The organism is Streptacidiphilus sp. MAP12-33 (assembly GCF_041261265.1).
In the GTDB taxonomy this organism is placed as follows: domain Bacteria; phylum Actinomycetota; class Actinomycetes; order Streptomycetales; family Streptomycetaceae; genus Streptacidiphilus.
Genome location: NZ_JBGCCA010000018.1, coordinates 21,893 through 45,121, shown reverse-complemented (window position 1 = coordinate 45,121; position 23,229 = coordinate 21,893). Strand labels below are relative to the sequence as shown.

The window sequence follows — 23,229 nt, the reverse complement described above, 5'->3', positions numbered from 1 at the left end:
AGCGCCGTCGTGCGCCGCACCGTTTTCACCGAGGACCACGAGGCGTTCCGGGAGACCATCCGCGACTTCATCGCCAAGGAGGTCGTCCCGGTCTACCCGGAGTGGGAGAAGGACGGGCACGCCCCCAAGGACTTCTACCTGAAGCTCGGCGAGCTGGGCGTCTTCGGCATCGAGGTGCCCGAGGAGTTCGGCGGCGCGGGCATGACCGGCTTCAAGTACCAGGCGATCGTGACCGAGGAGTGCGCCCGCGCGGGCGTCAGCTTCGGCTCCGCCGGGGTCCACACCGGCCTCTGCCTCCCGTACATCATGGAGTACGCCAACGAGGAGCAGAAGAAGCGCTGGCTCCCCAAGTTCGTCTCCGGCGAGATGATGACGGCCATCGCCATGACCGAGCCGGGCACCGGCTCCGACCTGGCCGGCATGACCACCACCGCCAAGCTCTCCGAGGACGGCACCCACTTCGTCCTCAACGGCGCCAAGACCTTCATCACCGGCGGCGTCCAGGCCGACCTGATGCTCGTCGTCTGCCGCACCTCCCCGGCCACGCCGGAGGACCGCCGCGGCGGCCTCTCCATCCTCTGCGTCGACACGACCCTTCCGGGCTACTCGGTCGGCCGCAAGCTCGACAAGATCGGCCTGCGGACCTCCGACACCGGCGAGCTCTCTTTCGTCGACGTCAAGGTCCCGGTCGAGGACCTGCTGGGCGAGGAGGGCAAGGCCTTCTCGTACCTGGCCCACAACCTCGTCCAGGAGCGCCTCGCCATCGCGGTCGGCGCGTACGCCGCGGCCCGCGCGGCGGTGGACCTGGCGGTCGCCTACACCAAGGACCGCAAGGTCTTCGGCCAGTCGGTGGCGTCCTTCCAGAACACCAAGTTCGAGCTGGCGGCCTGCGAGGCCGAGGTCGACGCGGCGCAGGCGGTCGTGGACCGCGCGCTGGAGTCCTTCGAGACCGGCGAGCTGACCCCGGCGGACGTCGCCAAGGCCAAGCTGTTCACGACGGAGGTCTGCAGCCGCGTCGTCGACCGCTGCCTCCAGCTGCACGGCGGTTACGGCTACATCCTCGAGTACCCGATCGCGCGGCTCTACGCCGACAACCGGGTGTTCCGCATCTACGGTGGCACCAGCGAGGTCATGAAGATGGTCATCGCCAAGTCGCTGGGCCTGTAAGGGGCAGCTGCACCATCCAGGGGCGCGGGGCTCTGCTCGCAGTTCATCGAGCAGAGCCCCGCGCCCCTCAGCGTGAGGTGCCTACTCGACGTCGCCGACCGCGGCGGCGATGTTGTCCGGGCCTCCCGCCCTGCGCGCCAGCGCGACCAGCTCACGCACCGCCGTCTCCGGGCTGTCCGCCGCGGCGAGCGCGGCGCGGATCTCCGGCTCCGGGACCACGGCCGAGAGACCGTCCGTGCAGAGCAGGTAGCGGTCCCCCGCCTGGACCTGACGCGTGATCGTGTCCACCCCGCTCTCCTCCCGCCCGTCCAGCGCGCGGGTGAGGAGGGAACGCTGGGGGTGGGCCACCGCCTCGTCCTCCGTCAGGCGGCCCTCCTCGACGAGGGTGCTGACGAGCGAGTGGTCCGTCGTCAGCCGGAACAGCTCGCCGCCGCGCAGCAGGTAGGCGCGCGAGTCGCCGACGTGGACCAGCGTGGCCGCCGAACCCGTCAACCGCAGCGCGGTGAGCGTCGTGCCCGAGTCGTCCAGTTCCGCGATCCGGCGGTTGATCTCGGTGAACGCCGCGTCCGCAGCGTCCGGCGGGCCCGTCCGGGACGTCGGGGACATCGGGGACGTCAGCGCGTCGACCGCCAGGGCGCTCGCCCTCGCTCCGTCCGGGCCGAAGCCGTCGGCGACGGCGAGGAGGCCGGGAGCGGCGAGGGCGGTGTCCTGGTTCGTGTCCCGGGCCAGGCCGGAATCGCTCGCCGAGGCGGAGCGCAGGGTGAACGTCGTGTCGGTCATCGTGGCGGGGCCTCTCCCGTTGAGGTGCTCCGCGAGGAGGCGGGCCAGCCGACGCCGGGACTCGGTGTCGTGCTCGACCTGGGCCCAGTACGCGTCGATCTCCGCCGCCGCGGTGGCCGGCGGCAGTCCGCAGACCACGCCGATCCGCGCCAGCGGCATGCCGAGCAGCCGCAGCCGGGCGACCAGCCAGGCCTGCTCCAACTGCTCGGCGGCGTAGTACCGGTAGCCGGACGCCGGGTCGACGTGGACCGGACACAGCAGGCCGAGCTCGTCGTAGAGCCGCAGCGCCTTGGGTGTCAGCTCCGCCCGGCGCGCGAACGCGCCGATCGTCAGCAGCTCCCCCATGGTCCGTCCTCCTCGCACCGGATCCCCTGTGGACCCGGTGCTCCCGATGCTGTGGCTTGTCCCAAGGGGAAGGTCAACCCGCGTCCGGGACGGGTTCCAGCAGCGTCTCGCGCAGCCGCTCGACGAACCCGGCGTCCAGCCCGAGCCGCTGCTCGGCGTAGCCCCGCACGGATCCGTAGTCGGCGGCGAGGCCGGCCAGGAAGCGCTCCAGCACCTCGGCCGGGGCGGTCCCGTAGTCGGGCCAGCTCGGCTCGCTGCCGTGGCGGGCGACGTGCGCGGCACGGAAGTACGCGGTGGCCCGGTTGGTGAGTTCGAAGTCCGCGAGGATGTCGGTCTCGGCGACGCCGAGCAGTGCGAGGATCGTCGCCGCCAGCTGGCCGGTGCGGTCCTTGCCCCCGGCGCAGTGGAAGACCAGCGGGCCGGACTCCGGGTCGGCGATGACCTCCAGGGCCCGGCGGATCTCCACCACACCGTCCTCGGCGACCTCGCGGAACCGCTCGGCCAGGTAGGGGCCGGCCTTGGTCTCGGGACCGAGCGCCTCCTGGTCGTACCAGCGGTGCTCGATGCTGAGGTGGTGCCAGTCCACGCCCGTCTGCTCGGGGATGCGGCCGCGCGCCTCGATCTCGAAGCCGTAGCGCAGGTCGATGACCGTGCGGACGCCGAGCCCGGCGAAGGCCGCCAGGTCGGCCTCGCTCGTGAGCTTGCCGAGCGAGTCGGAGCGGTACAGCCGCCCCCACCGCAGCGTCCGCCCGTCGGCGGCCCGATAGCCGCCCAGGTCACGAAAGTTGCAGAGGTCCTCAAACGCGATGTGCCGCGTGGGTGTCACCATGCCGCCCACCCTAGCGATCACCTCCACGCGTCAGCGCGGCATGTGCCGCGCCGCCTCGGTCAACGGCAGCCACTGCTCGTGCTGGGCGAGCGCGAGACAGATCCAGTCCTTCATCGGCCGCCCGCCCATCGGGTCGAAGAGGTGGCTGCCGGGGAGGGCGAGCGCGGCGGCGTGCTCGGGGGTGTCGCGGTTCAGCCGGACCACCAGCTCCTCGCCGTGCAGGCCCACGAAGGCCTTGCCGTTCGGATCCTTGAGGCAGGCCATGCCGAACATCTGCCCGCGCTTTGCACCCTGCGGCGCGAGCTCCTCCGCCAGCTCCCCGAAGAGCGCCTCCGCGGACGCCGGCATCAGCCGCGCCGCCCGGTGAAGGCGAGCAACCGCTCCAGCGCGGAGGCGTCGGGCGCGGCGGGCAGCTCCGGGCCGAACGCCCCACCGCCGCGCGCGCCCTCGCCGATCCGTGCGGCGACGGCGGCGGCCGTGGCCACCACGTCGTCCTCGGCCTTGAAGATCTGGCCGGTGGCGCGCGCGAGGTCCCAGCCGTGGACGGTCAGCTCCATGATGGTGATCGTTCCCACGAAGTGCGCCGGGTGAACCCGGCCCGCGAACGGCGCGTCGCCCTCCCACGCCTCGGGCTTGGACCAGGCGGCGACCAACCGGTCGACGACGGGCGGGTAGGCCCGCCAGGGGGCGTCCGTCAGCGTCACCGGAGCGTCCGGCGGCATCGGCTTCTTCGCGGCCGCGTAGGCGCCGGCGACCATCGTGCCGAGCAGGTGCTCGCACAGCTGGTGGACGTTGAACTCGGCGCAGGGGGTGCGCAGCTCGCGCTTGCCGGCGAGGTCCCGCTCGGTGGTGTGGGCCAGCAGGTTGCGGGCGGCGCGGGTGAGCTGGTCGGCCAGCTCGACGGGGGCGGGGGCGGTCATGGCGTTCGGCCTTCCTGGCTCGGGGAACGGGTCCTACTCGAAGAACGGGGCGGCCTCGCCGGTCTCGGCGTAGCCCTTCAGGGCGGCGAGCTTCGTCGCCCAGCCGTAGGTGAAGTTGCGGTAGGCGTCGTCCTGCGCGGGGAACCCGGCGTGGGTGAAGACCAGGGTGACCCCTGCCTCGCCCTCGGTCTGGCGCAGTTCGTAGGTCTGGGTGGTGCCGGTCCACGGGCCGTTCTGCCCCGCGAGGACCAGGCGGCGCGGCCCGGACTCGACGACGGTCAGCCGCCAGGGCTCCGGCACGTCGGGGAAGCCGAGGACGTGCTCGGCCCCGGCACCCTCACCCACCGTGGCGTCTGCCGTGAACCAGCCGCGCACGCCCGCCTCGGTGGCGACGGCGGCGCGCACGGTCTCGGCGTCGGCCTGGATGGTCAGCTGCATCGCGATGTCGGCCATCGGATGTCCCTTCTGGTGCGTGGTTCAGTCTGTCCGGATTGCTCCGGATCCGCTTGCTTTAGTCGACACTAAAATAAGACCCCTCGCGGCGCAAGCTACAGCGGTGACTAAAATAAGGAGGGTGGACCAGGTGAAGGCGATCAGTGAGCCCAGGCGCCGCGCGATACTGCGGCTGATCTGGGAGGACGAGATGTCCGCGGGAGAGATCGCGGACAGCTTCGAGGTCACCTTCGGGGCGGTCTCCCAGCACCTGAAGGTGCTGCGGGACGCCGGGCTGGTCGTCGTCCGAAAGGACGGCACCAAGCGGTACTACCGGGCGAACCGTGCTGGGATGGGAGCGCTGGCCTCCTACCTCGAGTCGATGTGGGTCTCCTCGCTGGACACCCTCGCCGTGCTCGCCGAGCAAGCCGAACGTGAGAAGGAGCGGGAGCCGTGACGATCACCCCCGAGGGCGCCGTCGTCGTCCGACGGCGGATCAAGGCCACACCCGAGACGATCTGGACCTTCTTCACCGACCACGACCGGTGGCTCTCCTGGCAGGGCGTCGAGGGCTTCTTCGACCCTCGCCCGGGCGGCCAGTACCGGATGCGGGTGGTCGGTGACGCCGTCGCCGCCGGTGCCTTCACCGACCTGCAGCCCTACCGGCGGATCGTCTTCACCTGGGGCTGGGAGAACGAGGGCGACCCGGTGCCGCCCGGCAGCAGCCGCGTGCAGATCGACCTCGCCCGCGAGGCCGACGGCACCACCCTCACCCTCACGCACACCCAGTTGCCCGATCCGGCCCGCGAGCCGCACCAGGCCGGCTGGGAGCACTACCTGGCCCGGCTCTCCGTCCGCGCCGAGGGTGGCGACCCCGGCCCCGACCTGTGGATGCAGGAGGCCGACGAGGCCGAGGAGAGCGACTAATTCGCTCGCGCACCACTCGCGCCTTCGCGGACACTTCGGGCATGGCCTCTCACTCGCAGACCTTCAGCGCGCAGTTCGACGCCCGCGGCTACCCCGTCGTGGACGTCCGCACCGGCTATGCCGGCTGGGTGGACCGGTACGAGGAGACCGTCGAGGACCTGATGGACGTGGACGTCCTCGCCTCACTGGCCGTCCCGCGCTGGAGCGAGGCGGCGAGCGCCGCCGACCTGGGCTGCGGCACCGGCCGCACCGGCGCCTGGCTGCGGGCCCAAGGCGTGGGCGCGGTGGACGGGGTGGACCTGACGCCCGAGATGCTGGAGCGGGCCCGTACCCGCGGCGCGCACGCGCGGCTCGTCGAGGCGGACCTGGCCCACACCGGCCTCCAGGGCGGCGCCTATCCGCTGGTGGTGACCTCGCTGGTGGACGAGCACCTGCCGGACCTGCGCCCGCTGTACCGGGAGGCGTTCCGGCTGGCCGCGCCGGACGGGCTGTTCGTGCTGGTCGGACTGCACCCGCAGTTCATCATGACCGCCGGGATGCCCACCCACTACACCGCCGCCGACGGCACCGAGACGGCCATCTCCACCCACCTGCACTACGTCAGCGACCATGCCGCGGCGGGTCTCTCCACGGGCTGGACGCTGGCCGAGCTGCGCGAGGTACCGGTCGGGGACGCCTGGGTGGCGCGCAAGCCCAAGTGGGAGCGGTTCCGCGGGGTCCCGGTCTCCGCGGCCTATGTCTGGCGCAAGATCAACTGACCGACCTGTTCGATCAAGCTGCGCGCACTTGTCTAATCAAGCCGCACGCACTTGTCTAATCAAGTTCGCCCCGCATTCTTCCGACCGACAACGGCAGCCTGTACTTATGTCCCGTCCATGATGCACAGCCAGCACCACCTCACGACGGGACGAGGTACACCATGCGACTGCGCCGAAGCGGCCTTGCCGGGCTGCTCACCCTCCTCGGCACAATGATCGTCGCCATCCCCGCCCCCGCCCAGGCGGCGGGGACCAGCGGCAACCTGATCGTCAACGGAGACGCGGAGGCCGGCGGCTTCTGCACCAGCGACTGGAGCGCGGCCACCACCGTGCCCGGCTGGACCACCCAGGCCGGTGGTGTCGACGTGATGTGCCAGTCCGTCGGCTCCTTCGGTTACCCGAGCGACGGCAACACCCCGGGCAAGGCCTTCTTCGGCCCCGGCAACTTCGGCGACGGCTCGATGAGCCAGACCGTCGACGTCTCCTCGGCGTCCACCGCGATCGACGGCGGCGGCGTGCACTACAACCTGGCCGGCTGGCTCGGCGGCTGGACCACCTACGGCGGCTACGTCGCGGTGAGCCTGCACTTCCACGACGCGAACGGCAACGTCGTCGGCTCCGCCGCCAAGCTGCCGACGGTCTCCGCCACCGACCGCGGGCTGCTCACCAAGTTCCTCTCCCGCAGCGCCACCGGCTCGGTCCCGGCCGGCACCCGGTCCATCCAGGTCGAGGTGCAGTTCCTCTCCACCACCAGCGAGACCGGCTACCTGGACAACCTGTCGCTGACCCTGGACACCCCCGTCACCGCCCCCGCCCCGGTGGCCCCGCCCGTCTCCAAGGTGCCCGGCTACGACCACGTGTTCACCGTGATGATGGAGAACACGGACTACTCCGAGGTCATGAACGACCCGACGGACACGCCGTTCATCCACAGCCTGATGGCGCAGGGCGCGACGCTGACGGACTCCCACGCCGTCTACCACCCCAGCGACGAGAACTACCTGGCCATCGCGGGCGGCGACACCTACACCAAGGGCGCCACCTACTGGCCCAACATCAACTCGCCCGAGAAGAACCTGGGCGACACCATCGAGGCCGCCGGCAAGACCTGGAAGGCCTACGAGCAGGGCATGGTCACGCCCTGCAACGCCAGCAAGGGTGGTAGCGACAGCTACTACGAGCCGGACGACGCGCCGTTCATCAACTACAGCGACATCGCGGGCAACCAGTCGCGCTGCGCGGCCCACCTGTTCGACACCACGCAGCTGACCACCGACCTCAAGTCGGCCGCGACCACCCCGAACTTCTCCTGGATCGCCGCCGACGACTACTACGACGGCGAGTCCTCCGGCAACGGCAGCTCCACCAGCCTGAAGACCCAGGACGGCTGGCTCCAGCAGACCCTCGCGCCGATCATGTCGTCCCCGGCCTGGACGCAGCAGCGCTCGCTGATCCTGCTGACCTGGGACGAGAGCGAGAACGAGAGCTACGACCACGTGGCCACCGTCGCGGTCGGCTCGCAGGGCACGGTCCAGGCCGGCACCAGCAGCCCGAGCCACTACGACCACTACAGCGTCGGCCGCACCATCGAGGCCGCGCTCGGCCTGCCGGGCCTGACGGCGAACGACACCTACGCGGCCCCGCTGAACGACGCCTTCGCGCCGTCCACCGCCACCTCGCCCACCCTGACCGGCGACCTGAACGCGGTGTCCAACGGCGGCAACGTGACCTTCCGGTACGCGCTGCCGAACACCTCCCAGGTCAGCGCGAAGAACTGGATCGGCATCTACCCGGCGGGCGTGAAGCCGGGCGCGCAGTCCGCGCTCACCTGGGCGTACACCCCCAACCAGAGCGGGGCGGCCACCTTCTCCACGAGCAAGCTCAGCGGGGCCGGCAGCTACGACGTGTACTACCTGGCCAACGACGGCTACGGCGTCCTGGCGGGCCCGTTCCGTCTGACCGTCGGCTGACCCACCGCCGGGAGCGGCGCTGATACTGCGTCAACTCTTGACGGCGCCATGTGGAGCCTGTGAAATGCCGGTGCGTTGAACTTCGTTTGGTCCTGTTGGCTTATGTCACGGAGGACGCACGATGCACCGGAGGGTCCGCACCTTACTGACCGGCACGGCCGTCATGGCATCGGCGCTGCTGGGACTCGTTCCCGGCAGCGCCGGCGCGGCGCATGCCGAGGCGAACGGCGTCGCGCTCACGCCGCCCATGGGATGGAGCAGTTGGAGCTTCATCCGGAAGAACCCCACCGAATCCAACATCGAGGCCCAGGCGCTGGCCCTGAAGAACAGCGGCCTGCTGTCCCACGGCTACCAGTACGTCAACGTGGACGACTTCTGGTACCTCGACCCGGCCACCACCGTGGACTCCTACGGCCGCTGGGCGACCGACCCGAGCCACTTCCCCGACGGCATGGGCGCGGTGGGCACCTACGTGCACAACCTCGGTGAGAAGTTCGGGATGTACCTCACCCCGGGCATCCCCGTCGCCGCGTACAACCAGAACACGCCGATCGCGGGCACCAGTTGGCACGCCCGCGACATCGTCTCCAACACCTCGTCGTACGAGACCAACTACAACTTCGGCTCCGGCTCGATGTACTACATCGACTACGCCAAGAACCCGGCCGCCGCGCAGGCGTTCCTCGACTCCTGGGCGGACCAGCTCGCCTCCTACGGCGTCGACTACCTGAAGATCGACGGCGTCGGCGACTGGGACAGCGCCGACATCCAGCACTGGTCCCAGGCCCTGAACCAGGCGGGCCGGCCGATCCACCTGGAGCTCTCCAACAACCTCGACCCGGCGAACGCCGCCACCTGGCGCCAGTACGCCAACGGCTGGCGGATCGAGGGCGACGTGGAGTGCTACTGCGGCTCCGGCTCCTACCCGCTCACCGACTGGAACAACGTCGCCTCGCGCTTCTCCGACGTGCCCAAGTGGATCCCCTTCGCCGGACCCGGCGGCTGGAACGACCTCGACTCGCTCGAGCTCGGCAACGGGAGCAACGACGGCCTCACCGTGGACGAGCGCCGCACCCAGCTCACCCTGTGGGCGATCGAGGGCGCGCCGCTGCTGCTCGGCACCGACCTGACCAACCTGGACCCGACCGACCTGTCGCTGCTCACCAACGACCGGGTCCTGGCCGTGGACCAGGCCGGCGTCCCCGCGCGCCCGGTGGACCAGGTGGCCCAGCAGCAGGTCTGGAGCGCCGCGAACGCCGACGGCAGCTACACCGTCGCCCTGTTCAACCTCGGCTCCGGCACCGCGACGGCCACCGCGCATTTCGCCGACCTCGGCTTCTCCGGCGCGGCCGACGTCCAGGACCTGTGGGCCGGAACCGACCTCGGCAGCTCCACCGGCTCCTTCTCGGCCTCACTGGCCGGTCACGCCTCGATGCTGCTGAAGATCACGCCCACCACCGGTGACGCGCTGAGCACGTTGCACTACGACGTGGTCAACGCGGCCACCGGCCAGTACCTCGACACCAGCGGCTCCGCCCTGGTCACCGCGGCCGCGAACGGCGGCACCGACCAGCAGTGGCAGCTGCCGCCCACCGGCGACCAGTCCTACCGGATCGCCAACGTCGGCAGCGGCCAGGCGGCCACCCTCGGCGGCAACACGCTGTGGACGTTCACCCCGAACGGCTCCGGCGCCTACACCGTCACCTCGCGCCTGGACGGCCAGGTGCTGGGCGTCAGCGGCTCCTCTGTCGTGGAGCAGTCCGCGAACGGCACGGCCGCGCAGACGTGGAAGCTGGCGCCGGTGCTCGTGCCCGGGCAGCGGTACCGGATCGTCAACGGCGCCACCGGCGGGCGGATCGACGTGAACAACGACTCCACCGCCGACAACGCCGCGATCCTCCAGTGGCAGGACAACGGCCGCACCGACCAGCTCTGGTCCTTCGTCGCGCAGTCCGGCGGGGCCGTCACGATCGTCAACGCGAACAGCGGCAAGCTGCTGAACATCCCCGGGCCGACCACCACCCAGGGCACGCAGCTGATCCAGTACCACGACGACGGCAACAGCAACTCCCGCTGGACCGTCCTGGACGCGGGCCCGAACCTGGTCTCGTTCCGCAGCTCCTACGACGGGCAGCTGATCGACCTGAACAACAGCGGCCGCTCGAACGGCACCTCGGTCCTGCAGTGGCCGTCCGACGGTGGCACCAACCAGACCTGGAGCCTGCTCGCACCCGAATAGGCCGCTCCAGGTGATTGCATGGGGGCCGTGACGATCGACGCCGGCATCCTCGCGGCCCTCCGTGCCCACACCACGCTGACCCTCGCCTACACCGACGCGGACGGCTCGCAGGCCTGCGCGGTCCTCTACGCCGTCACCGGCGGGGGCTCGCTGGTCTTCGTCACGGCCGCCACCACCCGCCACGGCCGCGCCCTGGCGGGTGACCCCCGGGCCGCCTTCACCGCACAGGCCGACGGCCAGCGGTGGACCGAACTCACCGGCGTCCAGGGCCGCGGCCTGGTCCACCGGCTGCCGCAGGGCGGCGAGGCCCGGCAGACCGCGTGGACCGCCTACACGGAGCGTTTCCCCTTCGTCACACAGGACGACCGCCTCGGCGCGGCCCTGGCCGCGACCGACCTGTGGGAGCTGCGGCCCAGCTGGCTGCGGCTGGTCGACAACGCCCGCGGCTTCGGCACCAAGATCGAGTGGCCGACTCCGCCCAAGGGTTGAATCCCGGGCCGCAGGGCACGACGATGGAAGCGGATGCGGTCGGGTGCCCCCGGTGTCCCCGGCTGCACGAGGACGCAGCGGTTGGGAGGCGGTGGGATGGCCACACCGTCGGTCGCACCACAACCCTCGGCGCCGGTACCGCGCCGCGGCAACCCCCTGCACCGACGCAGTGACTCACTGCGTTTCTGGGTGCGGGTGGTCTTCGCCGCGGCCCTCGCGGTCGCCGCCGCGCTGACGGTCCTGCTCGGCCTCCACCTCTACGCCGACGGCCGCGCCGAGGCCGCCCGGCAGGCCTCCGGACTGGAGCGGGTCGACGCCGTCGACGCCACCGCGCCCGTCGCGGCCGGGGTGGACACCTGGGTGGCGACACTCACCTGGCACGACGCCTCCGGCTCGCACCGCGCCCAGGCTCCCGTCCCACCGGCGACCGCTCCCGGCGACCACGTGCCGCTCTACGTGGACGCCAAGGGGATCCCGCAGCCGGACCCGATCCCCGCCGTGCAGAGCGCGGGCAGCGCCGCCACCTACTCGCTGGCGATCTTCTCGGGCGCGGTGCTGTTGCTCTCCGGCGGCTACGCCTTCAGCCGACACCGCATCGACGCCTCGGCCTGGAAGTCGTGGGAGAGCGAGTGGGCCAAGGTCGAACCGGAGTGGACCCACCGGCGCTGACCTCCATCGCGCGCCCCTACCCGAAGCGCCCGTTCACGTAGTCGGCGGTGCGCTGGTCCCTCGGAGCGCCGAAAACCTCCTGGGTCGGCCCCGCCTCCACGACCCGCCCGGGGGTGTCGTGCGTCGCGAGGAAGAACGCGCAGCGCTGCGAGACGCGCTGCGCCTGCTGCATGTTGTGGGTGACGATGACGATCGTCAGACGTCCGCGCAGCAGCTCGATGGTCTCCTCGACGCGGCGCGTCGACGTCGGGTCCAGCGCCGAGCAGGGCTCGTCCATCAGCAGCACGTCCGGGGAGACCGCGAGCGAGCGGGCGATGCACAGACGCTGCTGCTGACCGCCGGAGAGCGCCCCGCCGGGCGCCTTGAGCCGGTCGCGGACCTCCGTCCACAGCCCCGCCCGGATCAGGCTGGTCTCCACCAGCTCGTCGCGCTCCTGGTGGGTCACCCTGATCCCGGCGAGCTTGAGCCCGCTGGCGACGTTGTCGTAGACCGACATGGCGGGAAACGGGTTGGGCCGCTGGAAGACCATGCCGATCCGGCGCCGCACCGCGGCCGGCAGCCGGCCGGGCGCGTAGACGTCCTCGCCGTCCAGCAGCACCTCCCCCGCCAGGCCCGCGCCGCGGACCATCTCGTGCATCCGGTTGAGCAGCCGCAGGTACGTCGACTTGCCGCAGCCCGAGGGTCCGATCAGGGCGGTGACCTGCCCGGCGGGCATGGTCAGCGAGACCTTGTCGAGCACCTTGCGGGCGCCGAACCAGGCCGAGACGTCCCGCGTCTCCAGTCCGTGCGTGGTGGTCACGGGCGCCACGGGCATCTGGACCGTCTCGACGAGATCGGCGTCGGTCATCACAGCTCCTTCGTCGGTCAGTACAGGTTGGGCAGCAGCGCGGCGGCGTTCTCGTAGACCGCCCAGAGCAGTGCGAGCAGCACCGGGGTCAGCGACAGCCACGCGGCCGAGCGGCGCCAGCGGAAGGTGGCCACCACGGTCAGCACCACGGCCCCGCACAGCGTCAGCGTCCACAGCTGGAGCGGCGCGACCGCGTCCGGCTGGCCGGCCAGCGCCTTGTCGGCCGGGACGACGGCCGGGCGCCCGCCGGGGTTCGGCACGGGCGTGCCGTCCAGGTGGGCGCTGACCAGCACGGTGTCCGTGGGAATCCAGGACGCGTCCGCCGTGGCGAGCACCAGCAGGTTCGTCGACGCGTCCCGGTACGGGTGGCTGCCGGTGCCGAGACCGTCGACGACGTAGACGAAGCGGCCCTGCCCGGTCGCGACCTGGACGTGGTCGCCGGGCCGCAGCGCGTCGATGTGCGCGAACGGCCCGCCGAAGGTGGTGCGCCGCCCGAACAGCACGGCCGCGCCCGTCTGGCCGGGCAGCGCGGAGTCCCGGCGGTGGCCGGGGCCGCGCATCAGGTCGCGGGCGGTGGTGCCCTCGACCACGATCGCGTCGCGCAGGCCGATCGCGGGGATGTCCAGCACCGCGACCGGGTCACCGTCCGGGGCGCTGCCGGTGGGCGCGGTGGCCTGGCCGAGGTCGTAGGCGAAGGAGCGGTGCACGGTGGACTGGTAGTGCTCCTCCTGGAAGGCGCTGAGCGTGAACAGGAACGCGCCGAAGCCCAGCAGCAGCGTGCCGAGCAGGCTGGCGCCGTAGGCGACGCCGAGCGTGGTCCGCCGCCCGCGCGAGGAGCGCCGCGGCGGCGCGGGCGCGGCGGGTGCGGCGGGCGCGGGACGGGGCGGTGGCAGGGCCTCCGGCCGCTTCTCGCCGACCGCGGCCGGCCCCGACCCGGCCGCCGCGGACTCGCCCGCCGACTCCGTCGTCACCGCGCTCATCGGGCACCGCCCGAACCGCCCGAACCACCCGAGTCGGCAGCACCGTCCGTACGGCGCCGGCGCCGCAGCCACCCGCCCAGCAGCGGCGGCACGGCCACCACCGCGAGCAGCTCGACGGCCGTCAACGAAGTGAGTGTCCAGTCGTCCTGGCGGCCCGCCAGCTCGACGACCGTGCTCGCCCTCCATCAGCGCGAGGAAGACCCCGAGCGCCTTGCGGCAGGTCGCGTACCGCTCGTACGCACGCGGGGAGCGGGCCAGGGTGCGGCCCTCCCCCTTGGTGACCGCCCAGACCCAGCCGACGCCCTCGTGCACGTGTGCGATGCGGGCGTGCCGGCCCACCTCCTCGCCCGATAAGCGACGGCAGGCCGCCAGCGCGGCCTCCTCCGTCCCGTACTGGGCCGGGGAGACGCCGACCACCCGCCCGTTGACGGCCTTCAGCCGCCAGCCGTAGAGGCCGTTGGCCGCTCTGCCGGCCGTGCAACGTCCCTTGCCGACCAGCAGTTCCGCCACTGCCGGCACCCCCCTCAGTGTGCTTCGGCTGACCCGCCTGCCGGTCCAGTGTGTGGTGGGAGGAACCCTTCCTGTTCGTGCGCGAGCCGTTGTTCGCCCGGCGGTGGCGCCTCGTTCAGCCCAGAACGCTCACAAACGGACAGAAGCCCTCAGCGTCCTTGCTCAACCGAACCGTCGCTCACGTCGAACCGTCGAACCGCGCGCGATAGCCCGGCAGCCCCTCCCCACCCAGATCCGCCAGATGCGCGGAGCGGCCCGTCATCGTCATCACCAGCGCGAGCATGGGCCCGCGGACCTCCGGGCCCTCGCCGTGCGACCAGTCGACATCGTCGGCCTTGAGCCGCAGTCCGGCGATCCGGTTCTTCGCCCCGATCAGCAGGTTCGAGCCCTTGAAGAAGTCCGCGGTGCGCACCAGCGCCTCCTCCGGGTAGACCCGCCGCAGGCCCAGCGGCCGCCGGATGTCCTCGGGGTGCACCACCGCCTCCCCGAGCATCGCCTCGACCGGCCCGGGCGGCGCCGTCGTCCGGGCCTGCACGGCCCGGAACGCGGCGATGGTCTCCTGCGGTGTCCCCTTGGTCCACGCCGCCACTCCGGCCTCGGCGAACCTCGGGAACCTGAAGCCGGCCTTCGCCATCTCCATGAGGAACCGGGGCGGCGTCATCATCGCGGTCGACAGCATGTGCCCGAGCACCTGGTGCACGTCCCAGGCTGTGCAGAGCGACGTGGTCCCCCACACGCCGGGCGTCAGCCCGACCCCCTCCAGGTCGTCCAGCAGCGCCTTGCGCTCCGCGTGGATCAGCGGCCACGGACTTCCGGCTGCACCCATGACGATCACCCCATCCGGGCCGGCCACGGTGTTCATCCCAGAAGTAGCACCGCACGGCCCCCCTCGCGAGTCGGACCGTCCGGATGGTGGGAAACGCCGTTGGCAGGCCGCTCCCCGCGCCCTAGGGTCGGCGGCGACAGAAGACGATCTTCGCCGGTTCGGCGCTTCGGCACTTCGCCGCTTCAGTGCTTCGGCACTTCGGCACTTCGGCACTTCGGCACTTCGGCACTTCGACGGGAGCAGGCCCATGACCGGACGGACGACCGTCCCCCGCACCGGCCTGGTAGACGGCCTGCTGCTGCTCGTCGCGGTCGTCTGGGGCTCCACCTACCTCGCGGCCAAGCACCTGGTCACCGGGCACACGGTGGTCGCGGTGCTGGGGCTGCGGTTCCTGATCACCTCCGTCGTGCTGGCGCCGGTCTGCGCAGGAAGGCTGCGGCGCGCGACGCGTGCGGAGATCGGCACCGGCCTGCTGCTGGGCGTGATCCTGGCGACGATCATGACGCTGGAGACCTACGGCATCGCCGGCACCTCCGCCACCAACGCGGGCCTGATCATCAGCCTGACCATCGTGATGACCCCGCTGCTGGAGAACCTGGTGGCCCGCTCGTGGCTGCCGCCGGCCTTCTTCGCCGCCGCGACCGTCGCGGTCGTCGGCGTGGCCCTGCTCGCGACGGGCTCCTCCCTCCGGTCCCCGTCGCTCGGCGACCTCCTCGTCCTGGCCGCCGCCGCGGTCCGCGCGGTGCACGTCACCGTGATGCACCGCCGTTCGGCGGGACGGCAGTTCGACTCCCTCACCCTCACCTGGCTGCAACTGAGCGTCGGCGCGGTCGTCTTCTGTGCGGCGGCCCCTCTCACCGGCGCCTCCGCCATCGCGGTGGCCGCGCATCTGGACGCGGCCCAATGGGCCGATCTCCTCTACCTGGCACTCGTCTGCACGGTCTTCGCGTTCTTCGTGCAGATGTGGGCGGTGCGGACCACCTCCCCCTCCAGGGTCAGCCTCCTGCTCGGCACGGAACCGCTCTGGGCCCTCGCCGTCGGCGTCCTCCTCGGCGGCGACCACATCGGGCTCACCGGCCTCCTCGGCGCTGCGCTCGTCCTCGCGGGCACCAACTGGGGCCGCCGCACCGAACGCACCCACCGCGAACGGGCCGCCGCGCGTCGTGCGACACTCTCCTCCCGCCGATCGGCGGTCCGCGCAGGAGGAGTGAGCGAGTGAGTCGCTGGGACGGTGTCTCCCTCAGAGGCGGCCGCGCCGACGGAACGGTGGAACGGATCCGCTTCCGGGTCGGGCCACTCCAGAGCCTGCAGTTCGGTGCGGCGTTCGCGATCCCGTTCTGGGGCGGCTTCGTCGTCTCGCACCTGAGCCTGGGCGACCCGTACCCGCACGGCCTCTGGACGGCGGCGATCTTCTACGCACTGTTCATGTCCCTGCTGCAGACGGACAACAGCGTCGAACTCACCGAACCGTGCCTGGTGCTGCGCAACGGCCTGGGCCGGCGCGAGGCCCCCTGGACGGCGATCCGCGCGATGGAGACCCGCTCCCTCCTCGGAACCCGCTCGGTGAGAGTCCACCTCACCAACGGCGAGAGGCTCCGCCTCCGCACACCACTCACCGGCTTCCCCTACGACCCGGACTTCGACCGCAAGGTCGCCACCCTCCAGGTCTGGTGGGCCATCCGCCGGGGCTGGTGAGCAGACAGCGCCTGCTGCCGTGCAACCGAATGGCTCCCGGCTGCATGAGGGCGCGTGAAAGGAGGTGACCGTGAGACAGACGGACACCGACGCCGACGCCGAGTTCGCCGCGTCGCGGGCGCCGTGGCTGCGCCGGACCGCCTACGTCACGGAGAACGTGCCGCCCGGCTCGGGCTTGACCGCGGTCGTCGGCTTCAGTGTGCACGGCTACGAGGTCGACCTCAGTGCGGATACCTACAGCCGGTCGACGGACGCGCTGCTGCGTAAGCCCGACCCTTCCGTGAGCACGGCGTGCACCGTCACCGACGGCATCGAGGCCTGCCTCCAGCACGAAGGACGGGACGAACCGCCCGCCGCCCTCACGGCGGTCGGCGGCTTGAAGGGCCTGCTGAAGCACGTCCACGTGTACGGACTCGACCCCGCGAACTGGACGACCGACGTGCTGCCCTGAGCGAAGCTGCACACGAGAGGCCGTTGCCGTCACCCACTACCGTCGAACGCCCCGGACCGTGATCGGTCCGGGGCGTTCGCGCTCGTGCCCCATGCAGGATTCGAACCTGCGACACCGGCTTTAGGAGAGCCGTGCTCTATCCCCTGAGCTAATGAGGCATCGTGGCCACGCAGGGGCTTGGAGCCCCCGGCCACCGGCTCAGTGTACCGGGTCTGTGGATCAGCGAGAGGGCTTCGGCGATTGCCCGCCGCACGCCAGGGTACGGGCGAGGGCGGCGTGAGGGGGGATGGACGTCGTGGTGCCGCACTGGATGTCGCCGTCGCGCGGAAGGTCCCAGGTCGTCACGGTGCCGTAGGCCGTGATCGCCGGGCTCGGGCCGCAGGTGCGGCTGAACTGGGCCGTGAAGACGTCAGCCGCCCGGTACAGGGCGTAGGTGCCAGGGGCGGACGGGGAGACGACCTGGTCCTGGGCCGGCGGCACGGCGGTGTCCACCGCCGGGGTGTCCGTTCCGCCCAGCTGCCTGACGAAGACCGCGTACGCCCGGTCCGCGTCCGCCGTGCCGGAGCTGGAGGAGGCGCTCGAGACGACCTTTCCCACCGGGACCATGTCCTCGGGGAGCGCCGCGCCGCCCGTCGCGACCGTGTGAGGGGGCGACAGGAAGGCGAGGACCGTCGTGCGCGCCGTCGGTGTGAAGTGGTAGACGGCTCCCGCGCAGGAGTCGGCCGTGGCCACCGACGCGGAGGCGGACGGCTTGGCGGTGGGCTTCGGCTGCTGCGCCGAGCAGGCGGCGGTGAGGCTGCTCGCCGCGAGGAGGAGGGCGGCGGTGCCGACGGCGTGGCGGTGCATGGGGTTCCTTGCGGGCGAGGTGCGGAGCGGCCGGGTCGGCACATCCCCGCGGTAGGCATCAGCGCAGGTCAGCGCAGCGCACTGGGCACGCACGCTAGGCCGCCCACGGGCCTCGGACAAGAGCTGCCACGAAGAGCAGCCGATTGACGGGGGTGGCTTTGCGGACAATCGACCGAGCCTGGCCGGAAGGCGACACTCCTACCCCGAACAGCCCAAACAGCGCGGATCAGTGGGTGGCGCCCAGGTCGGCGAGCTTGGCTTCCAGGGTGGCGGCCAGGGGGTTGTCGCGGCCCGTGAGGGCGGTGAGGGCCTCGGACCAGGCGGCGTGGGCGGCGGCCGGGCGGGAGGCGGTGGCGTGGAGGTCGCCGAGGCGGTCGAGGGTGGCGGCCTGGCCGTCGAGGTCGTGGAGGGAGGCGCGGAGGGTCGCCGCCTGGCGGAAGGCGAGCGCGGCCTCGGCCGTACGGCCCAGGCGCAGGCGGGTCTGCGCGAGGCTGTCCAGGACGGCGGCCTCGACGTACGGGACGGGGTCCGGCGCGGAGCGCAGGACGTCGAGGGCGGCGGCGTAGCAGCCCGCCGCGTCCTCGTAGCGTTCCAGGGCGTGGAAGGCGAAACCGCGGTTGTTGAGCGTGGCCGCGTGCAGGCCCGGCTTCTCGGTCATGCGGCCGTCCGCCACGGCCAGGCCGTGCCAGTGCGCCGCCTCCTCGTAGCGCTTCAGGTGGTGCATCACCAGGCCGACGTGGGACATGGTCGAGGTCTGCGCGTTCCGGTCGCCCGACAGCCGGGCCTGCTCCAGTGCCTCCTGCGCTCGGCGCTCGGCGAGCACCAGATCGCCGAAGCCGATGTAGGAGATGCTGAGGCCGAGCAGCATCCAGGCCTGGCCGAGCGGGTCGTGCAACCGTCGCGCCGAGGCGAGGCCGACCAGGTTGACCGAGCGGATGGACTGCCAGTTGCCGCTCTGCACCGCGAAGATGTGCATCGCCATGGCCAGCCGCCAGGTCACCGGCGTCGGTTCGCCCTGGGCGCTGAGCAGCACCGCCTCCGTCAGGTTGGCCCGCTCGTCCTGGTACCAGGCGAGCGCCGTGACGCGGTCGGTGAAGCCGGGCAGGCCGCCCGGGCAGGGGCCGGTCTCCGGGCGGCACAGCAGCGTGCGCTCACGCTGCAGCAGCTTGGCGGCGTGGTCGGTCGCGTGCGCGTACCAGGCCGCCAACCGCTCGGCGGCCGGGGCGCGCTCGGCGGCGAAGAGGTCGCGGGCGCACTCCTCGGCGTAGACGCGGACCAGGTCGTGGTACGCGTAGCGTTCGTCGCCGCGTGCCTCGACGAGATGGGTGCGGGCGAGCGCCTCCAGCAGTCGGCGCGCCTCGGCGAGCGGCACCCGCAGCATCGCGGCGGCGGAGTCGGGCGTGAAGTCCGGGCCGTTCCACGCGCTGAGCAGCGCGAAGGCGCGGGCCTCGGCCGGGTCGAGGGCGTCGTAGCCGACGGCGAAGCAGCCGCGCACGGCGCGGTCCTCGACGTGGAGCTCGTCCAGACGGCCGTCCTGGCCGCGAAGCCGGGCGGCGAGGGTGGCGATCTTCCAGCCCGGCTGGCAGGCGAGGCGGCTGGCGGCGATGCGGATCGCCAACGGCAGTCCCGCGCACAGGCGGGTCACCTCGACGACCGCCTCCGGCTCGGCGGCGACGAGCGCGGGCTCGACGATCCGGCCGAACAGCCGGGCCGCCTCATCGTCGGGCAGGAGGCCGACCGTGAACCGCCGGGCGCCGTCCAGGCCGGGGAGGGTGCTGCGACTGGTGACCAGGACCGCGCAGCCGCCGGTGGCGGGCAGCAGCGGGCGGACCTGGGCTGCGTCGCGCGCGTTGTCGAGCAGCACCAGGATCCGGCGACCGGCCAGGGTGCTGCGGTAGAGCGACTCGCGCTCCTCCAGGTCCTCGGGGATGCGCTGCTGGGGGACGCCCAGGCCGCGCAGGAAGCGGGCCAGGACCTCGCCGGGCTCGGCCGCCGTGCCACCGAAGCCGTGGAGGTCGGCCTGGAGCTGCCCGTCGGGGAAGCGGTCGACCGCCTGGTGGGCGACGTGCAGCGCGAGTGAGGTCTTGCCGGCGCCGCCCGCCCCGGCGAGGACCGCGACGGTGGCCACGCCGCTGTGCTCGTCCCGGTCGGCCAGCGCCTCGCGCAGCCGCGCCAGGAGCAGTTGGCGGCCGGTGAAGTCCCGCAGGTCCGGCCGGAGCTGACGCGGGATAAAGACGTCGGCGGCGGAAGGGACGGTGGAAGGCGCCTTGGAAGCGGCAGCGGCAGCGGAAGAAGCGGCCCCGGCGGCGCCGGGAGACGCGGCGGCCGGCGCCGGGCCCGGCCGCGGGGCGGCGAGCGCCGGGGAGGCGTCGAGCAGGCCCTGGTGGACGGCGCGCAGCGCGGGCGCCGGGTCGACGCCGAGCTCCTCGACGAGCAGCCGCCGCACCCGGTGGTACACCTCCAGCGCCTCGCCGCGACGCCCACAGCGGTACAGGGCCAGCAGGCGCAGCTCCGCGACGCGTTCGTCGAGCGGCTGCTCCGCGTGCAGCGACGCCAGCTCCTCGACCACGTCCTGGTGGCGGCCGAGGGCGAGCTCACCCTCGAGGCACTGCTTGTGGACGGCGACGCGCAGCGCGTCCAGCCGGGCCGCCTCGGCCCGCAGGGTGCGGCCGGTGAGCCCGCCGAGCGCGGGGCCGCGCCAACAGGCGAGGGCCCGGCGCAGCGCCGGGACGGCGCGCGCCGGATCGTCGCCCGCCCGACGGGCCTGCTCCCGCGCCTGTTCGAAGGCGAGCAGGTCGAACTGGTCCACCGTCAGCTCCAGCCGATAGCCGCCGGATCGGGTGGCCACCAGGCCGAGGGCGCCCGCGGCGCCCAGCGCCCGGCGCAGCCCGGAGACGGCGTCCTGCACCTGCCGCACGGCGGTGGTGGGACCGCCGTCGTCCCACATCACGTCGACCAGCCGGTCCATCGGGACGGTGCGGCCCGCGTCGAGCAGCAGTGCGGCCAGCACCCTGGCGACGCGCGGACCGCCGAGCGCCACCTCCCGGCCGTCGAGCTCCGCGCGCAGGGGCCCGAGGACACCCATGGCGATGTCCGGCTGTCTCGTGCCCACCACTGGTACTCGTTGCCCCTTCCGTGGCGCCGTGACGGCGCAGGACGAACCTAGGACGGATGCAGGACCGATGTCCATATCGTCATGGTTACAGGCCTGAGCCGGGTGGAACGGGGGATCACCCAGCTCAGGCCCTTCGCGTGCGTCCCACGCGCTGCGGCCTTCCCGGCGCACCATGGACACATGAGCGACATGAGCGAAGAGACCGCGGCCGGTTTCGAGGGGCTGCCGCCGAGCGACCGAGCGAAGGTCTACGCGGCCCCCGGCGTCCAGGTGCGCTTCGACGCGGCGCGGTGCCGGCACAGCGAGCGCTGCGTCCACGGCGCGCCGGAGGTGTTCGACGCGAGTGCGCGGCCCTGGATCCAGCCCGGCAACGCCGATCCCGAGCACGTCGCCGAGGTCGTCCGGCGCTGCCCGACGGGTGCGCTGCACTACCTGCTGACGCAGGGCCCGGCCGAGGAGCCGGAGCGGCCCACCACGGTCACACCGCTGCCCGACGGCCCGCTGGCGATCCGGGGCGACCTGCGCCTCACGGGCCCCTGGGGCACCGCGCGGGAGACGCGCGCCGAGCTGTGCCGGTGCGGCGCCAGTGCCAACAAGCCGTTCTGCGACGGATCGCACGAACGCCTCGGATGGCACGACGGCTCTCCCGGAGAGCCCCTCGCTTAAATATGCATCTTGGGTGCATGTTAACTTGGTCCGGTCGGGCCGGGACGTCATCGGGGCGCCCGCGGCCGAGCACCGAGCCAGGAGTCACCCATGCTCTCCGAGAAGTCGACCCCCGTCGTCCGCGCCACCCTGCCCGTCGTGGGCGCGGCCATCGGCGAGATCACCGAACTCTTCTACGCGAAGCTGTTCGAGGCCCATCCGGAGCTGCTGCGGGACCTGTTCAACCGGGGCAACCAGGCCGCCGGCGCCCAGCGCCAGGCCCTGGCCGGCTCGATCGCCGCCTTCGCGACCCGTCTGGTGGAGCAGCCCGGCACCCGCCCCGACGCCATGCTCCGCCGCATCGCCCACAAGCACGCCTCCCTCGGCGTCGCGCCCGCCCAGTACGACGTCGTGCACCGGCACCTGTTCGCCGCCATCGTCGACGTGCTCGGCGAGGCGGTCACCCCCGAGGTCGCCGCCGCCTGGGACGAGGTCTACTGGCTGATGGCCAACGCACTGATCGCGATCGAGCAGGGCCTCTACGCCGAGCAGGGCTGCCTGAGCGGCGGGACCTGGCGCGACTGGGAGGTCGTCGGCCGCACCGAGGAGACGGCGGACGTCGTCTCCCTGCTGCTGCGACCGGTCGGCGAGGGCGCGCGGCCGCTGCCGTTCCGCGCCGGTCAGTACGTCTCGGTACAGGTGGAGCTCGCCGACGGCGCACGCCAGATCCGCCAGTACAGCCTGGTCGGCGCGGCCGACGCCACGGTCCGGCAGATCGGCGTCAAGCGCGAGCGCGCCGGGGCGACCACCCCGGCGGGCGAGGTCTCGAACCACCTGCACGACCACGTCCGGGTCGGCGACACGCTGCGCGTCTCCGCGCCCTTCGGGGACCTGACCCTCGCCGAGGACCCGGCGGACCGCCCGATGCTGCTGGCCTCCGCCGGGATCGGTGTCACCCCGATGCTGTCGCTGCTGCACGAGCTGGTCGCCCGCGGCCACCGGCAGCCCGTGCTGGCCGTCCACGGCGACCGCTCCCCCGCCGACCACGCGCTCCGTGCCGAGCAGGACACCCTCACCGGCAAGCTCACCGCCGGGGCCACCGCCTTCTGGTACGAGCGGGACGCCACGAGCGGGGACCGGACCGGCCTGGTCGACCTCGGCGAGATCGAGGTGCCGGCCGGCACCGTCGCCTACCTGTGCGGCCCGCTGCCGTTCATGCGCGCCGTCCGCGCCCAACTGCTGGCCAAGGGCGTGGCCGCCGCCGACGTCCACTACGAGGTCTTCGGCCCCGACCTGTGGATCGCGGGCTGACCCTGCCCCTCACGCCGCGTCGCCGGGCCGCCTGCTGATCGCCAGCAGCAGCGGCCCGGTCGGCGCGGCGACCACGTCCGTCACCGAGACGCCGTCGAGCGAGGCGTAGAACGCCTCCTGCGCCTGCCGCAGCGCCCCACGCAACCGGCACGCCGCGTTGAGCGGACAGGACTCCTCGTCCCCCACGCAGGCAGCCATGTCGCCCGAGCCCTCGAAGGTGCGCACGACCGCGCCGACCGAGGCCGCCCGGCCCGCGAGCGTCAGCTCCAGCCCGCCGCCACGCCCGCGCCGGGCCGTCACCAGGCCGAGGTGCTGCAGCCGGGCGACCACCTTGGCCATGTGCGTGTACGCGGCCCCGAGCGCGTCGGCGACCTCCCGCGTGGTCGGCGCGGGGCCGGGCACCTCGGGCGACTCGACCGCGAGCCGCATCAGCAGCCGCAGGGCGAGGTCGGTGGACTTCATCAGGTGCATGCCCCGA

General features: G+C 72.5%; 24 protein-coding genes and 1 tRNA gene. 13 read left to right on the top strand and 12 right to left on the bottom strand.

Annotated elements, in window-relative coordinates; genetic code table 11:
• Window positions 1–9: 9 nt before the first annotated feature.
• Complete coding sequence (locus ABH931_RS18965) at window positions 10–1,167, top strand: acyl-CoA dehydrogenase family protein (RefSeq protein ID WP_370114751.1); 1,158 nt, start codon at window positions 10–12, stop codon at window positions 1,165–1,167.
• 81 nt (window positions 1,168–1,248) lie between these two features.
• Here the strand turns inward: ABH931_RS18965 and ABH931_RS18960 are convergent, their stop codons facing one another.
• From ABH931_RS18960 to ABH931_RS18940, 5 genes are all read right to left on the bottom strand, one after another.
• Window positions 1,249–2,292, bottom strand: a complete 1,044-nt coding sequence (locus ABH931_RS18960) for a MerR family transcriptional regulator (protein ID WP_370114749.1) — start codon at window positions 2,290–2,292, stop codon at window positions 1,249–1,251.
• 73 nt (window positions 2,293–2,365) lie between these two features.
• Window positions 2,366–3,121: a tyrosine-protein phosphatase gene (locus ABH931_RS18955; RefSeq protein ID WP_370114747.1), complete on the bottom strand. Its 756-nt coding sequence runs from the start codon at window positions 3,119–3,121 to the stop codon at window positions 2,366–2,368.
• A gap of 30 nt (window positions 3,122–3,151) precedes the next feature.
• Window positions 3,152–3,469, bottom strand: coding sequence for a hypothetical protein (locus ABH931_RS18950; RefSeq protein WP_370114745.1), 318 nt, complete (start codon window positions 3,467–3,469; stop codon window positions 3,152–3,154).
• Window positions 3,469–4,041: a TIGR03086 family metal-binding protein gene (locus ABH931_RS18945; protein WP_370114743.1), complete on the bottom strand. Its 573-nt coding sequence runs from the start codon at window positions 4,039–4,041 to the stop codon at window positions 3,469–3,471. Before ABH931_RS18945 ends, ABH931_RS18950 begins: the two co-directional genes overlap by 1 nt.
• Window positions 4,042–4,074: 33 nt before the next feature.
• Window positions 4,075–4,494, bottom strand: a complete 420-nt coding sequence (locus ABH931_RS18940; protein ID WP_370114741.1) for an SRPBCC domain-containing protein — start codon at window positions 4,492–4,494, stop codon at window positions 4,075–4,077.
• Between the two features lie 121 nt (window positions 4,495–4,615).
• On the opposite strand from ABH931_RS18940, the gene ABH931_RS18935 reads away from it, so the two are divergent.
• From ABH931_RS18935 to ABH931_RS18905, 7 genes are all read left to right on the top strand, one after another.
• Window positions 4,616–4,930 carry an ArsR/SmtB family transcription factor gene (locus tag ABH931_RS18935; protein ID WP_370114739.1) on the top strand — a complete coding sequence of 105 codons (315 nt, stop codon included), beginning with the start codon at window positions 4,616–4,618 and terminating at the stop codon, window positions 4,928–4,930.
• A complete protein-coding gene (locus tag ABH931_RS18930; protein WP_370114737.1) occupies window positions 4,927–5,400 on the top strand; it encodes an SRPBCC domain-containing protein in 474 nt (157 codons plus the stop codon). Before ABH931_RS18935 ends, ABH931_RS18930 begins: the two co-directional genes overlap by 4 nt.
• Before the next feature lie 41 nt (window positions 5,401–5,441).
• Complete coding sequence (locus tag ABH931_RS18925) at window positions 5,442–6,158, top strand: class I SAM-dependent methyltransferase (protein ID WP_370114735.1); 717 nt, start codon at window positions 5,442–5,444, stop codon at window positions 6,156–6,158.
• Between the two features lie 161 nt (window positions 6,159–6,319).
• Window positions 6,320–8,128 carry an alkaline phosphatase family protein gene (locus ABH931_RS18920; RefSeq protein WP_370114733.1) on the top strand — a complete coding sequence of 603 codons (1,809 nt, stop codon included), beginning with the start codon at window positions 6,320–6,322 and terminating at the stop codon, window positions 8,126–8,128.
• Between the two features lie 121 nt (window positions 8,129–8,249).
• Entirely contained in the window at window positions 8,250–10,367 is a 2,118-nt protein-coding gene (locus ABH931_RS18915) for an RICIN domain-containing protein (RefSeq protein WP_370114732.1), read from the top strand.
• 18 nt (window positions 10,368–10,385) lie between these two features.
• The gene (locus ABH931_RS18910; RefSeq protein ID WP_370114730.1) at window positions 10,386–10,856 is read left to right on the top strand and encodes a pyridoxamine 5'-phosphate oxidase family protein; all 471 of its coding nucleotides are present in this window, start codon (window positions 10,386–10,388) and stop codon (window positions 10,854–10,856) included.
• A 96-nt stretch (window positions 10,857–10,952) separates the two neighbouring features.
• A complete protein-coding gene (locus ABH931_RS18905) occupies window positions 10,953–11,525 on the top strand; it encodes a hypothetical protein (protein ID WP_370114729.1) in 573 nt (190 codons plus the stop codon).
• Between the two features lie 16 nt (window positions 11,526–11,541).
• Here the strand turns inward: ABH931_RS18905 and ABH931_RS18900 are convergent, their stop codons facing one another.
• The 3 genes from ABH931_RS18900 to ABH931_RS18890 form a co-directional block, all read right to left on the bottom strand.
• Complete coding sequence (locus ABH931_RS18900; RefSeq protein WP_370114919.1) at window positions 11,542–12,339, bottom strand: phosphate ABC transporter ATP-binding protein; 798 nt, start codon at window positions 12,337–12,339, stop codon at window positions 11,542–11,544.
• Between the two features lie 50 nt (window positions 12,340–12,389).
• Window positions 12,390–13,871, bottom strand: a complete 1,482-nt coding sequence (locus ABH931_RS18895; protein ID WP_370114727.1) for a sortase domain-bontaining protein — start codon at window positions 13,869–13,871, stop codon at window positions 12,390–12,392.
• Window positions 13,872–14,040: 169 nt separating this feature from the next.
• Window positions 14,041–14,688 (bottom strand): maleylpyruvate isomerase family mycothiol-dependent enzyme, encoded by a 648-nt coding sequence (locus tag ABH931_RS18890; protein WP_370114725.1) that lies wholly within the window; start codon window positions 14,686–14,688, stop codon window positions 14,041–14,043.
• Between the two features lie 247 nt (window positions 14,689–14,935).
• Between ABH931_RS18890 and ABH931_RS18885 the strand changes: the two genes are divergently transcribed.
• From ABH931_RS18885 to ABH931_RS18875, 3 genes are all read left to right on the top strand, one after another.
• Window positions 14,936–15,907 (top strand): DMT family transporter, encoded by a 972-nt coding sequence (locus ABH931_RS18885; protein ID WP_370114724.1) that lies wholly within the window; start codon window positions 14,936–14,938, stop codon window positions 15,905–15,907.
• The gene (locus ABH931_RS18880) at window positions 15,904–16,383 is read left to right on the top strand and encodes a hypothetical protein (RefSeq protein WP_370114722.1); all 480 of its coding nucleotides are present in this window, start codon (window positions 15,904–15,906) and stop codon (window positions 16,381–16,383) included. Before ABH931_RS18885 ends, ABH931_RS18880 begins: the two co-directional genes overlap by 4 nt.
• A 70-nt stretch (window positions 16,384–16,453) precedes the next feature.
• Entirely contained in the window at window positions 16,454–16,834 is a 381-nt protein-coding gene (locus ABH931_RS18875) for a hypothetical protein (protein ID WP_370114720.1), read from the top strand.
• Window positions 16,835–16,919: 85 nt separating this feature from the next.
• Here the strand turns inward: ABH931_RS18875 and ABH931_RS18870 are convergent.
• The 3 genes from ABH931_RS18870 to ABH931_RS18860 all read right to left on the bottom strand — a co-directional run bounded on the left by ABH931_RS18870 (window position 16,920) and on the right by ABH931_RS18860 (window position 20,792).
• A tRNA-Arg gene (locus ABH931_RS18870) sits at window positions 16,920–16,992 on the bottom strand.
• 61 nt (window positions 16,993–17,053) lie between these two features.
• Window positions 17,054–17,680, bottom strand: a complete 627-nt coding sequence (locus ABH931_RS18865; RefSeq protein WP_370114718.1) for a hypothetical protein — start codon at window positions 17,678–17,680, stop codon at window positions 17,054–17,056.
• Window positions 17,681–17,906: 226 nt separating this feature from the next.
• Window positions 17,907–20,792 (bottom strand): BTAD domain-containing putative transcriptional regulator, encoded by a 2,886-nt coding sequence (locus tag ABH931_RS18860; RefSeq protein ID WP_370114716.1) that lies wholly within the window; start codon window positions 20,790–20,792, stop codon window positions 17,907–17,909.
• 183 nt (window positions 20,793–20,975) lie between these two features.
• On the opposite strand from ABH931_RS18860, the gene ABH931_RS18855 reads away from it, so the two are divergent.
• Both ABH931_RS18855 and ABH931_RS18850 read left to right on the top strand, forming a co-directional pair.
• On the top strand, window positions 20,976–21,461 hold the full coding sequence (locus ABH931_RS18855; protein ID WP_370114715.1) for a (4Fe-4S)-binding protein: 486 nt from the start codon (window positions 20,976–20,978) through the stop codon (window positions 21,459–21,461).
• 90 nt (window positions 21,462–21,551) lie between these two features.
• A complete protein-coding gene (locus ABH931_RS18850; RefSeq protein WP_370114713.1) occupies window positions 21,552–22,751 on the top strand; it encodes a globin domain-containing protein in 1,200 nt (399 codons plus the stop codon).
• A 9-nt stretch (window positions 22,752–22,760) separates the two neighbouring features.
• On the opposite strand, the gene ABH931_RS18845 is transcribed toward ABH931_RS18850, so the two are convergent.
• Window positions 22,761–23,222 (bottom strand): Rrf2 family transcriptional regulator, encoded by a 462-nt coding sequence (locus ABH931_RS18845; protein WP_370114711.1) that lies wholly within the window; start codon window positions 23,220–23,222, stop codon window positions 22,761–22,763.
• Window positions 23,223–23,229: the final 7 nt, after the last annotated feature.

What these genes read in the sequence shown, in the direction of transcription:
- ABH931_RS18945 (WP_370114743.1), bottom strand. Translation starts at nt 4,041, where the DNA reads ATGACCGCCCCCGCCCCCGTCGAGCTGGCCGACCAGCTCACCCGCGCC.
- ABH931_RS18950 (WP_370114745.1), bottom strand. Translation starts at nt 3,469, where the DNA reads ATGCCGGCGTCCGCGGAGGCGCTCTTCGGGGAGCTGGCGGAGGAGCTC.
- ABH931_RS18855 (WP_370114715.1), top strand. Translation starts at nt 20,976, where the DNA reads ATGAGCGACATGAGCGAAGAGACCGCGGCCGGTTTCGAGGGGCTGCCG.
- ABH931_RS18960 (WP_370114749.1), bottom strand. Translation starts at nt 2,292, where the DNA reads ATGGGGGAGCTGCTGACGATCGGCGCGTTCGCGCGCCGGGCGGAGCTG.
- ABH931_RS18885 (WP_370114724.1), top strand. Translation starts at nt 14,936, where the DNA reads ATGACCGGACGGACGACCGTCCCCCGCACCGGCCTGGTAGACGGCCTG.
- ABH931_RS18900 (WP_370114919.1), bottom strand. Translation starts at nt 12,339, where the DNA reads ATGCCCGTGGCGCCCGTGACCACCACGCACGGACTGGAGACGCGGGAC.
- ABH931_RS18915 (WP_370114732.1), top strand. Translation starts at nt 8,250, where the DNA reads ATGCACCGGAGGGTCCGCACCTTACTGACCGGCACGGCCGTCATGGCA.
- ABH931_RS18845 (WP_370114711.1), bottom strand. Translation starts at nt 23,222, where the DNA reads ATGCACCTGATGAAGTCCACCGACCTCGCCCTGCGGCTGCTGATGCGG.
- ABH931_RS18905 (WP_370114729.1), top strand. Translation starts at nt 10,953, where the DNA reads ATGGCCACACCGTCGGTCGCACCACAACCCTCGGCGCCGGTACCGCGC.
- ABH931_RS18910 (WP_370114730.1), top strand. Translation starts at nt 10,386, where the DNA reads ATGGGGGCCGTGACGATCGACGCCGGCATCCTCGCGGCCCTCCGTGCC.
- ABH931_RS18890 (WP_370114725.1), bottom strand. Translation starts at nt 14,688, where the DNA reads ATGGGTGCAGCCGGAAGTCCGTGGCCGCTGATCCACGCGGAGCGCAAG.
- ABH931_RS18865 (WP_370114718.1), bottom strand. Translation starts at nt 17,680, where the DNA reads ATGCACCGCCACGCCGTCGGCACCGCCGCCCTCCTCCTCGCGGCGAGC.
- ABH931_RS18925 (WP_370114735.1), top strand. Translation starts at nt 5,442, where the DNA reads ATGGCCTCTCACTCGCAGACCTTCAGCGCGCAGTTCGACGCCCGCGGC.
- ABH931_RS18955 (WP_370114747.1), bottom strand. Translation starts at nt 3,121, where the DNA reads ATGGTGACACCCACGCGGCACATCGCGTTTGAGGACCTCTGCAACTTT.
- ABH931_RS18940 (WP_370114741.1), bottom strand. Translation starts at nt 4,494, where the DNA reads ATGGCCGACATCGCGATGCAGCTGACCATCCAGGCCGACGCCGAGACC.
- ABH931_RS18850 (WP_370114713.1), top strand. Translation starts at nt 21,552, where the DNA reads ATGCTCTCCGAGAAGTCGACCCCCGTCGTCCGCGCCACCCTGCCCGTC.
- ABH931_RS18920 (WP_370114733.1), top strand. Translation starts at nt 6,320, where the DNA reads ATGCGACTGCGCCGAAGCGGCCTTGCCGGGCTGCTCACCCTCCTCGGC.